This window comes from Devosia sp. A16 (genome assembly GCF_001402915.1).
Classification (GTDB): domain Bacteria; phylum Pseudomonadota; class Alphaproteobacteria; order Rhizobiales; family Devosiaceae; genus Devosia_A.
Map to the genome: position 1 here is coordinate 4,226,678 of NZ_CP012945.1, position 10,568 is coordinate 4,237,245.

General features: G+C 65.6%; 10 protein-coding genes and 1 tRNA gene. 4 read left to right on the forward strand and 7 right to left on the reverse strand.

Annotated features, from left to right (window positions below; genetic code table 11):
- Position 1 precedes the first annotated feature (1 nt).
- A complete protein-coding gene (locus tag APS40_RS20285; RefSeq protein ID WP_055048773.1) occupies positions 2 to 1,321 on the reverse strand; it encodes a nucleotide sugar dehydrogenase in 1,320 nt (439 codons plus the stop codon).
- An 805-nt stretch (positions 1,322 to 2,126) separates the two neighbouring features.
- Here APS40_RS20285 and APS40_RS20290 point away from each other — a divergent pair.
- Positions 2,127 to 2,546, forward strand: a complete 420-nt coding sequence (locus APS40_RS20290) for a response regulator (RefSeq protein ID WP_442855825.1) — start codon at positions 2,127 to 2,129, stop codon at positions 2,544 to 2,546.
- Positions 2,547 to 2,551: 5 nt separating this feature from the next.
- On the opposite strand, the gene APS40_RS20295 is transcribed toward APS40_RS20290, so the two are convergent.
- The 3 genes from APS40_RS20295 to APS40_RS20305 are packed head-to-tail and all read right to left on the reverse strand — an operon-like array spanning position 2,552 to position 5,040.
- Positions 2,552 to 3,991: an ArnT family glycosyltransferase gene (locus APS40_RS20295; RefSeq protein WP_055048775.1), complete on the reverse strand. Its 1,440-nt coding sequence runs from the start codon at positions 3,989 to 3,991 to the stop codon at positions 2,552 to 2,554.
- Positions 3,978 to 4,289 (reverse strand): lipid-A-disaccharide synthase N-terminal domain-containing protein, encoded by a 312-nt coding sequence (locus APS40_RS20300; RefSeq protein ID WP_055048776.1) that lies wholly within the window; start codon positions 4,287 to 4,289, stop codon positions 3,978 to 3,980. Before APS40_RS20300 ends, APS40_RS20295 begins: the two co-directional genes overlap by 14 nt.
- Positions 4,290 to 4,293: 4 nt before the next feature.
- A complete protein-coding gene (locus APS40_RS20305) occupies positions 4,294 to 5,040 on the reverse strand; it encodes a glycosyltransferase family 2 protein (RefSeq protein ID WP_197279373.1) in 747 nt (248 codons plus the stop codon).
- 180 nt (positions 5,041 to 5,220) lie between these two features.
- On the opposite strand from APS40_RS20305, the gene APS40_RS20310 reads away from it, so the two are divergent.
- Both APS40_RS20310 and APS40_RS20315 read left to right on the forward strand, forming a co-directional pair.
- Positions 5,221 to 6,216: an amino acid ABC transporter substrate-binding protein gene (locus APS40_RS20310; protein ID WP_055048777.1), complete on the forward strand. Its 996-nt coding sequence runs from the start codon at positions 5,221 to 5,223 to the stop codon at positions 6,214 to 6,216.
- A complete protein-coding gene (locus tag APS40_RS20315) occupies positions 6,197 to 7,846 on the forward strand; it encodes a L,D-transpeptidase family protein (protein ID WP_055048778.1) in 1,650 nt (549 codons plus the stop codon). The genes APS40_RS20310 and APS40_RS20315 overlap by 20 nt, the downstream gene beginning before the upstream one ends.
- Before the next feature lie 57 nt (positions 7,847 to 7,903).
- On the opposite strand, the gene APS40_RS20320 is transcribed toward APS40_RS20315, so the two are convergent.
- Positions 7,904 to 7,979: transfer RNA gene (locus tag APS40_RS20320), tRNA-Asn, on the reverse strand.
- Between the two features lie 79 nt (positions 7,980 to 8,058).
- Complete coding sequence (gene mobA, locus APS40_RS20325) at positions 8,059 to 8,700, reverse strand: molybdenum cofactor guanylyltransferase (protein WP_082434562.1); 642 nt, start codon at positions 8,698 to 8,700, stop codon at positions 8,059 to 8,061.
- 92 nt (positions 8,701 to 8,792) lie between these two features.
- Here mobA and APS40_RS20330 point away from each other — a divergent pair, with 92 nt between their 5' ends.
- A complete protein-coding gene (locus tag APS40_RS20330) occupies positions 8,793 to 9,419 on the forward strand; it encodes an outer membrane protein (protein ID WP_055048780.1) in 627 nt (208 codons plus the stop codon).
- A 57-nt stretch (positions 9,420 to 9,476) separates the two neighbouring features.
- Here APS40_RS20330 and APS40_RS20335 read toward each other — a convergent pair whose 3' ends face one another.
- On the reverse strand, positions 9,477 to 10,559 hold the full coding sequence (locus tag APS40_RS20335; protein ID WP_055048781.1) for a DUF917 domain-containing protein: 1,083 nt from the start codon (positions 10,557 to 10,559) through the stop codon (positions 9,477 to 9,479).
- Positions 10,560 to 10,568 lie beyond the last annotated feature (9 nt).

Sequence of the window (10,568 nt, forward strand, 5' to 3'; positions counted from 1 at the left end):
CTTACCAGCAAATGCCTTCGTAGGTGCCGTTGGAGCGGAGCGAGGCATTGATGCGGGTCAGGTCGACCAGCGAGCGGTATTCGCTCACCGAGTTGAGCGGCGCGATGGTTTCCTCGTAGCGATTGCCCACGAGGATCACGTCGGACGCGGCGATCAGGTCCTCGATCTTGCCGACGAGCCGCGAGGGCAGGTCGGGTACCACGTCGTTGCCGCGGCCCATGGCGCTCACGCCACCGGCGACCGCCTGCGAGACGTAGGGGTCGTAGACCCGCAGCTCGAGGCCCTTGGAGATCAGCCGGCTCGCGAGCTCGGCCAGCGGGCTCTCGCGCAGGTCGTCGGTGCCGGGCTTGAAGGCAATGCCGACCAGCCCGACGGTTTTGGCGCCGGAATTGGCCACCATCTTTTCGGCCCGGTCGATCTGCGCGGCATTGGCGACGAGCACCGAGTCGAGCAGGGGAGACGGAACACCCTTCTGGGCAGCGAGGTGCTGCAGGGCTCGGACGTCCTTGGGCAGGCAGGAACCGCCGAAGGCGAAGCCCGGCTTCATGAAATAGGGCGAGATGTTCACCTTGGTGTCGGCGCAGATGAGCTTCATCACCTGCTGGCCGTCGACGCCCGCCGCTTTGGCGATGTTGCCGATCTCGTTGGCAAAGGTCACCTTCACGGCGCGCCAGGAGTTCGAGGCATATTTGACCGCCTCGGCAGTCGTCAGCGTCACCACGTGTGAGGGCACCGGCATCTGGGCGTTGATGTCCTTGAGGATCGCCTCGGTACGCGGCTCCAGCGCGCCGAAGACGATGAGGCCCGGATCGTAATAGTCGGCGATCGCCGTGCTCTCGCGCAGGAACTCCGGATAGTAGCCGACGCCGAAATCCTGGCCGGCGACCATCCCGCTGGCCTCTTCCAGCACCGGGATGCAGGTCTCGTCCATGGTGCCCGGCACGATGGTCGAGCGGATGATCACCGAGTGGAAGCTCTGCTTGTGCCTGATCGCCTGGCCGATATCGGCGCAGACCCCCTTCACGTATTTGAGCCCGACGGCGCCGGTGTCGTCGCTCGGGGTGCCGACGCAGACGAAGCTGGCATCGGTATCGAGCACCGCCTGCTGCCCGTCGGTGGTGGCGCGCAGCCGGCCCGAGGCCACGGCGCGGGCAATGATCTCGTCGAGCCCGTTCTCGACGATCGGCGACAAGCCGGAATTGACCGCGCTTACCTTGCCGGGGTCGAGATCGACCGCCACCACCTCGTGGCCGTCATCCGCCAGACACGCTGCGGAAACCACCCCGACATATCCGATCCCAAAGACGCTGATTTTCGCCACGGCGGCCCTCTTTCACAAGTGTGAGCAATGTTGTTCTCGCCCGAAGGCAAGTTGTTGAGTTGCGACTAAGTACAGAACGACGAGCTAGACGCTCGTTGGCCCCGTTACGCTAAGTGACATCACACGTACTCTCCACCGCTGGAGTGATCGTTGTTGACGCTTAGTATTGGCATCCTTGCCAGTTGGACGGCCGTTGTTCGCCATCCGATGCCTGAAAGCCTGTTCGCTGGCCCCCAAGCTGAGAAGCAACCCGGACTCATACGAGCCATGCGGTCGATGCATGACGCGTGATCGTCATCATCCCGAAGCATTCCGCCAGCCAACTTGCCAAAGCCTACGCGACCTGCGGCATTGCGTCCGCTCATTCCGTTTTTCATCCGTGCTCGAAGCATGGTCGCATTACGGCGAAACCTTGCACGGCCTCGACGCTCACGGCCGCGTGATTACTTTTTGGGCAGTTTTTGCCGTTCCGGTTCGGATGACGACGGGATGACAGACCGCGGGTTTTGTCCCTCGGCGACGTCCGGCTCGACCGGGACGTCGGCAAAAACCCCAAGCAACATCGGCTAGTGCGGGCTTTTGTTCGGAGCTTTATCTAATCCTCGCGTCATTTCGGCGAGGATTCGTTAGCAGTTTATGCGCTGCTCGGGTCTCGAACGGGAGGGCGAAACGTGGTCGCGCTTTTGCCGTCGTTGCGCGAAAGGATTTCGCATGGGCCGAGTCGAATGGGGATCCTCCCCTCCGACTCGAACGCTTGGGCGTCGATACGCCGGGCGAATGGGTGAGAAAATGCGGGTCTTCATAATTGATATCAACCGGAAGCAGCCGGCCACTGGTCCTTATCGTCGAGGACGAACCCATGATCATGCTGGGGGCAGTGCAATTGTTCGAGGCGGCGGGATTCGAAGCCCTCGTCGCCTTCAGCTCCGATGAGGCGGTGGCGCATCTCGAGAGCCGTTCGGGCATCGTCGTGACCTTCATCGAGTACGATGTGCCCGGCACGCTCGATGGTGCACAACTGGCGGAGGTGGTGCGCAGTCGCTGGCCCACCGTCGAGATCATCGTGGTGTCGCGGCCACGACCCGGCGAGACGCCGGATCTGCCGCTGGGCGCACGCTATTTCGAGAAGCCCTATACGCATGCCGAGATCGAGCGCGCCCTCGACCAGCTCGGGCTTGGCAACACGGTGCCGCGCGCCCGTACCAACCTGCCGCCGCGCGGCTGATCGGGCTATCGCTGCGCCAGGCAGGCGCCGTCGACGAGGTAGGCCACAAGTCCCTTGTCCTTGTAGATGCCTTCGCCTCGCCCTACCGGAGTGGGCGGGGCGAGGTCCGCACAGGAGGCGGGCGCGCTGCGAACGACCAGCAGCGGACCGGTCAGGCCGGCCGGCAGCGGATGGTTCTGCTGATAGTAATCCATCGGCCGGCCATTCGGGCGCGGTGCATAGAACGTGAGCCCGCTGTCGCGTCCGACATAGAACAGGTCGGCGGCGATATCGCGACTCTCGACATAAATCGGCACGTTGCCCTGCTGGTGAGCGAGCGCGATCAGTTCCTGGCTGAGCGCGGCACGTCCGACATAGCGCTCGAGCGGCGGAGCGGCCTGCCAGAGTGTGATCTGCGGCCACAGCGCCAGAACGTGAACCACGATGGCGATGGCGATATTGATGCCAAGGCCGACGCCCCGCAGGCGCGGATATCTGGCCAGCACCGCGATCGCCAGCGGTGTGCCGGCGAAATAGGCCGCCACTGCCCAGTTGGCATAGGCGGTGTCGAGCAGCGACTGCACTGATACGGCCGCCAGCGGCACCAGTGCAAAGGCCGCCAGGGGCCCCGAGCGGCGGAACTTCGAGAGCGCGATGAGCAAGGCGCCGAACAGCACCGGACCCATCACCGCCAACTGGCTGGCAAGAAAGATCACGAGGCCGACGAGCCCCGGGGCGCTGTCGGCTTTGATCCCGTTCTCCACCCAACCGATATTGTCGGCCGTGTGCCGCAGCGTGACCAACCCGTTCTCTAGGTTCCACAAAAGGTTGGGCGCGACCACGACTACCATCGCCAGCAGCATCAGCCCGGCATTTCGCCAACCGATCCGCGCTGCGGGAAAGAGCAGGGCCGCGATCCCGGCGCCGATGACGAAGTAGATCGCCGCATACTTTGCCAGCAGGGCAACGCCGACGAGCGCGCCGACCAGCAGAGCGTCGCGAGCACGACGGGTTTCCGAGAGCCGGTGATGCACCAGCAGCGCCGCGGCGAAAAAGGGCGCCATCACCGTGTCGGTCGAAATGAGGATCGAGCCCAGCGCCACGGCAGGCAGGCTCAGCCACGCCGCCGCCACCCAGATCGCCGAGCGCGGCCCAACGGCGCGCGCCGACAGTGCGGCGAGCAGTACCGCCGTCGCTCCGTTCAGCAGCGGCGCCGGCATCCGGATCCAGAACGGCGCGTCGCTGCCGGCGAGAGTGGTCACCGCGCCGATGAGCCAGGCGATCAGCGGTGGTTTTGAGTAATAGCCCCAGGCGAAATCCTGCCCCCAGAGCCAGTACTGTGTCTCGTCGACGAACAGGTCGATGCCGCTGCAGCCCAGCAGTACCCAGCGCACGACCACGACAGCTGCGGCAAGGGCGAGAACCGGCCAGAGCCAGCCGCGCCCGCCGGCCTCACGCTGCGTCACGGCGCCGTTCCTGGAAGATCAACCACAGGTTGCGCGCATAGATCACCACACCGAACAACTGGCCGAGGATGAACACCGGATCCTGCCTATAGACCGCGTACATCAGCAGCATGACGCCGCCGAGCAGTGAGAAGTACCAGAAGGCGCGCGGCATTACCGAGCGGCGTTCCCGCTCCGAGGCGATCCACTGCACGAGGAAGCGTGCCGTGAACATCGCCTGGGCGCAAAAGCCGAATATGACCCACCAGAGCTCGATCTGGTTCTCGACGTGAAAGACCTGCATCAACCACTCGGCCATCGTCTCAGGAGTCCTCTTGATCGCTGGCAACCGGCTGCGCCTTCTTGCTGCGGCGGATCAGCCACATGACGCCGAAAAGGTCAATCGCGCCGACCAGCGCGCGCTGCAGGTTGGAATAGTTCGAGCGGCCCGCCTGTCGCGGCCGGTGGCTCACGTCGACCAGTTCGACCCGCCAGCCGTCGCGCTTGAACAGCGCCGGCAGGTACCGGTGCATGTGGTCGAAATAGGGGAGGGCGAGAAAGGCGTCGCGGCGGAAAGCCTTGAGGCCGCATCCGGTATCGCGCGTGCCGTCATGCAGCAGTGTGCTGCGCAGCCCGTTGGCGAGGCGCGAGGCGAGCTTCTTGGACCAGGTGTCCTGCCGTCCGACGCGTTGGCCCGCCACCAGTCCCAACCGCCCGCTGGGGTCTCCAGACAGCGGCGCCACCAGCTTGGGGAGCTCCGACGGCGGATTCTGCCCGTCGCCGTCGAGCATGCAGACAAGCTCGGCTCGCGCCTGGCGTACCCCGGAATGGATCGCAGCGGATTGTCCGCCCGAGCGGTCATGTCGGACGAGCCGCAGGTGCGGGCGCTCGCGGCCGAGGGTGCCCAGCACCGAGATCGACTCGTCGGTCGATCCGTCATCGACCACGATGATCTCGAACGGCGCTAGCGCCGACAGCGCGGTCTCGATCTCGGCAATCAGGCGGGGCAGGTTCTCAGCCTCGTTCCGAGCTGGAATGATGACGGAGAGCTGGGGGATCGGTGCGGCCACGCGGCTCTCTATAGCCGGGCCCCCGAGGGCTGGCAATCAGAGCGGCTGGCGCGGAGGCGGCGGAATGGGCGGCGTGTCGAGGCAACGCTGGCGTAACGGCGAGGTCGGAACGGGGCTTGTGCTGGCGTGACGATGCAGCCAAGACTTGGCTGATTTTGCAGCTCGCCATGAGGGTGGCCAATGCACCGACGACAGCTGGCGGCAGCAGCGCTCCTGTTCCTTGCTTCGACCTCGGTCGGCTACGGCGGCACGCTCGACGACGTCCGCACCCGCGGTGAGCTGGTGTGTGGCGTCAGCGAAGGGCTCGGTGGCTTCTCGGAGCAGGATGGGGCAGGGACCTGGCGCGGCTTCGATGTCGACTTCTGCCGCGCCGTCGCCGCCGCCGCTCTCGGCGATGTAGCCAAGGTCCAGTATGTGCCGCTTTCGGCCGAAGCGCGCTTCGCCGCCCTCAGCGGCCGCAAGATCGACCTGTTGTCGCGCAACAGCACCTGGACCATGACTCGCGACCTGTCGCTTGGTCTCGACTTTCCCGGCACCAGCTATTTCGACGGGCAGGGCTTCATGGTCCCCGCGCTGTTCGGCGCGATCAGCCCGCTCGAACTGGACGGGGCGAGCATCTGCGTGGTCCGTGGCACCACGACCGAGGCCAATGCGGCAGCCTATTTCAAGAAGGCCGGGCTGACCGTTACCTTCATGAGCTTCGAGGAGCGCGACGAAGCGCGTGCCGCCTACGCCGATGCCAAATGCGACGCCTACACGGCGGACCGATCGGCGCTGGCCGCCGAGCGGGCCGAACTCCCCAAGCCCGAGGAACACGTTATCCTCAAGGACGTAATTTCCAAGGAGCCGCTCGGTCCGGTGGTTCGAGACGACGACCCGCAATGGACCGCGCTGGTGCGCTGGACCCTGTTCGGGCTGATCGACGCCGAGGAGCAGAAGCTGGATGCGGCCTCGATGGTCGGCGCCGGAGCCGATGAAGCGAGGGCCATGGGCGCCCCGGCGGTTGCTGCGCTGGGGCTTTCCGACGATTGGCTGGTGAAGGTGCTGGCCGGCGTCGGCAATTACGGCGAGCTGTTCGAGCGCAACCTCGGTCAGGAAACCCCGATGCAACTGAGCCGTGGCGTCAACGCCCTATGGACCCAGGGTGGGATCCTCTATGCACCGCCGATGCCCTGATCCGATCCGCGGCATCCTTGCTGCGCTGCTCCTGGCGCTTGCCCTGGTCGTGCCCTCATTGGCAGAGGATCGCGTCGATCTCTCCCCGCGCGACGTGGCGGTGGTTCGCATCAACATCATTGACCTGCTGGCCAACGAGCCGCGGCTGCCCCTGCCAATCAAGCAGCGTCGCGACGTGCTACGCACCTACTACGAAGAGCAGAGCGGCGAGCTGCTCTGGCTCAACAGCGCCCGCGCCGGGGTCATGGTCTCCCGCCTGGTCAACGCCACGGATGATGGCCTGAACCCCGACGATTACCCCGGCCAGCAACTGGCCAGCCTTTTGGCCGCCGCCGGCGACACCGACAAGCGCAGCCTCGCCATCATCGAACTCTACTTCTCGGCGGCCTTCCTCGAATATGCCTCGGACCTGAAGGTCGGCCGGTTTCTCCCCAACAAGATCGACCCGAATTTCTTCCTCGCCCCGCGCAGCATCGACGAGGCTGCCGCGCTTGCGGGGGTGTCGAAGGCAGCCGACGTGGAGACCGTGCTGCACGCGTGGGAGCCGCAGAACGCCGAGTATCAGGCGCTGCGTAAGGCGCTGGACGACTATCACGCGCTGGCGGTGCTCGGCGGCTGGGGCAAGGTGCCGCTCGGGGATACCCTCAAGCCGGGGATGACTGATCCCCGTATTCCGGCGCTGCGCGCTCGCCTGGCTGTAACGGACGGCGCCGCGGCCGCCGCGCCGGGGGAACCAGAACTCTACGACGAGGCGCTGGCCGAGGCGGTGAAGCGCTTCCAGGCCCGGCACGGCCTCGACGTCGATGGCGTGGTCGGGCCGGCGTCACTGGTCGCCATGAACGTGCCGATCGAGGATCGGATCGAGTCGATCGATTTCGCCATGGAGCGCTGGCGCTGGATGCCGGACGACCTGGGGCGGCAATACATCATCGTCAACATCGCCGGCTTCGAGCTGCGCCGCGTCGCCGATGGCGAGATCAAGGAGAAAATGGCGGTAGTGGTGGGCAAGCCCTACAGCCGCACCCCGGTGTTCAGCGACGCCATCCGCTACCTCGAGTTCAACCCGTATTGGAACGTGCCGGCGGGCCTCGCCGCCAACGAGGAGCTGCCCAAGCTTCAGAGCAATCCGGCTGCCGTCGCCGCCGCGGGCTTCGAGGCGGTACGGGGCAAGGAGGTCTACGATGTCCGGCAGGTCGATTGGGCCCAGGTGACCGCGAGTCGTTTCCCGTTCCAGCTGCGGCAGAAGCCGGGGCCCAATAACGCGCTGGGCCGGGTCAAGTTCATGTTCCCCAACAGCCATGACGTCTATCTGCACGATACCCCGTCACGCAGTCTGTTCGGCCGCGCCGAGCGCGCCTTCAGCCACGGCTGCATCCGCCTGTCGCGTCCGCTGGAACTGGCGGACCAGGTGCTCATTGCCGGCGGAGTGGCCGACTGGTCGGACGCCCGGATCGATTCGGTGGTCGCCTCAGAGAAAAACACCGTGGTGAATCTCAAGACGCCGCTGCCGATTCACATCACCTACCTGACCGCCTGGGTCGAGGCCGACGGCGTGCACTTCAGCTCGGACATCTACGGCCACGACGAAAAGCTCCTCGCGGCGCTGGACGGCAAGTCGCTGGCCTGGTGACGGGCGCTGCAGCGCGCAAACGCTGGCGCCGTTGGTCGCAAAACTGAGGGAGAGAGTTGGCTCCGCGGCTTGGACTCGAACCAAGGACCATTCGATTAACAGTCGAATGCTCTACCAACTGAGCTACCGCGGAACACGTGCCTCGTGTGAAGCAGCGCCCGTGTAGCGGTTTTGATTTCCTTTGCCAAGCCCGAATTTCCGTTCTGGAAAACTCAGCTCTGGATAGCCCCGGCGTGGGTAGCTTGCCGCTCCGCAGCAGCCAGATCTTCCGGCGTGTTGACGTTGGCGAAGGGATCGCCTGCGGGGCTCGCCGGCCATTCGATGGTGTGCCCCCCAGCCGCAGCGCATAGCGATTTCAGGCTGCGCGGCGCCGTGCCGGCCCGCACCCGTTCCGGTAAATCGCGGAATCGCGCCACACGCCAGATCGCGTTGGTAGGGTAGGGCTGTCCGCTATAGGCGGCGATCGCCGCGGGAGCGTCTCCCAGGCCATCGAGCAGCCGGGCAACGAAATCGGCGGGCAGGAACGGCGTATCCACCGCGACGCTGACCAGCAGTTGTGGCGGTGTGCCGAGGGTGTTGATCCAGGCGATGGCGCCCGCAAGCCCGGCCAGCGGGCCGGCATAGTCGCCAGCAAGGTCGGCCACGGCGACCATGTCGGGCTGGAGGTGCAGCGCCGCGGGGTCGATTCGCCCGTGCGCCACCAGCAATGGCGAACAGCCTGCGAGCCGTTCCGCGACGCGCTCGAGCAGGCGTACGCCGCCAACCGGCAATTCGGACTTGATCACCCCGCCCAGCCTCTCGCCCCGGCCCCCGGCAAGAATGAGGCCAGCAAACGAGTGTTGATTCTGTGCCATAGCAGACTGCTCTACTGCCTTGCTGATCTTGACAAATCCCGCGTCGCCATAGAGGAGCGGCGGTGGGGGGCTTCGGTTTATCTGGAGTCTATATGACTACGCGTATCTTCGCTGCCCTGGCATTCGCCGGGCTGCTCACCGGCACCGCCACGGCTGCCGATCTCTACGTTCCCACTCCCGACCAGGCCATCGTCAGCGCCAGCCGTGATTGGACCGGCTTCTATATCGGCGCCAACGTGGGTTATGCCGATTTCGATGCCGCGCATGGCGGCGACGACACCGACCTCGCTACCCTCAACGGTTGGCAGGGTGGCGTGCAGGCCGGCTACAACGTGCAGTTCGATTCCATCGTGCTTGGCGTCGAAGCCGATCTGTCGGCGGCTGGCATCATTGAGGGCAGTGACACGGACCACTGGAACGAGGATGCCGGCATCAACGGCCTCGCGACCTTGCGTGGCCGCCTCGGCTTCGCCGTCGGCGATCTGCTGCTCTATGGCACCGCCGGTCTCGCCGCGGCCAATCTCGAAGTCTACGATGAAGCGCAGACCATTGGCGGCTGGGTCGCGGGTGTGGGCGCTGAGTACATGGTCACCGACACCCTGTCGCTGAAGGCGGAGTATCTCTACACCAATTTCGGTACTGTCGACGTCAAGGGCTACGGCGACGAGTTCGACATCGACGGCTCGGCCGTCCGTGTCGGCGTCAACTTCCACTTCTGATCGCGCTTGGCGATCGGCCGGGCCACCGCACGCGGGGCCCGGCACCCGATCGGGCTCTCAGCGCCCGAAATACTCGCGATAGTCGGTGTCGTAACCAAAATAGCGCGGACCGACGAGGTCGATCCCGGCGGGGGTCAGCCATTGCGGGTTCGATGGCATGGCCAGCGCCTTGAGCCTCAGGCCATAGCGCAGGGCGTCGGCAGTGACCGGCAGTCCCGACTCGGCATCGAGCACGGTGATCAGGTCAGGCGTCGTGACGAGGATCTCGCCGTCGCGCTCGGCCATCAGGAACTCGTTCTGGAAATCCAGCCGGAAGCTGTGGCCCTTCCACTCGTCCACCCCCTCGAAGCGGGCGGTGCCACGAGCGAAGCCGCCGACGGTGCGGCGTTCGATGTCCTTGATGCGACCGTGGAAGATCACGTCGGCCGCGAGCTTGTCGACGATGGCGTTGACCGGGTCGACGTGGCCGGCCTTGGCCTCGCGCAGGGTGCGACCGAGCTCCGAGCAGAGCGTCAGCGTGCCGCGCACGATCGCCTTCTTCGCCACCGCGCCGGACATCGAATAAAAGGCGAGCAGCGCTGAGCCGCCCATCTCCACCGTTGCGGCGCGGGCGAGCCGCTCGGTCCAGGCATTGCTGACCGTCTCCAGCACCAGCGAATTGCCCTTGTCGTCGCACAGCACCATCGGCGTCGCCGAAACGCCATGCATGGTGAAGGTCACCATCTGCAGCTCGGGATAGGCGCGGCCCATGCCGTCGCCATCGACGAGCGGCAGGCCGGCCATCGCCGCCACGACGAACGGTGTGGTAGAGTTAACCCCACCCGCCTCGCCGCAGAGCACGGCATCGATCTTCCGCCCAAGCAACTGCTCCAGTGCGCGAAAAGCGTTGATCAGCTCCTCGCCCTGCGGGAGCTTTTCGGTCATCACAGTGGGCGCGCCCATCATGCAGACGGGCACGACCAGCGCGTCATCGGGCAACTCGTCGATATCGACCAGGTTGACCGGGCCGTACTGCCTGATCGCCTGCTGGGCCATCAGCTTGCCGACATAGGGGTCGCCGCCGCCGCCGGTCCCGAGGATGGCGCCGCCGGTGGCGATGTCTTCCATGTCCTCGGCGTGGATGGTGCGAAGAAACTTCATGATCTGGTT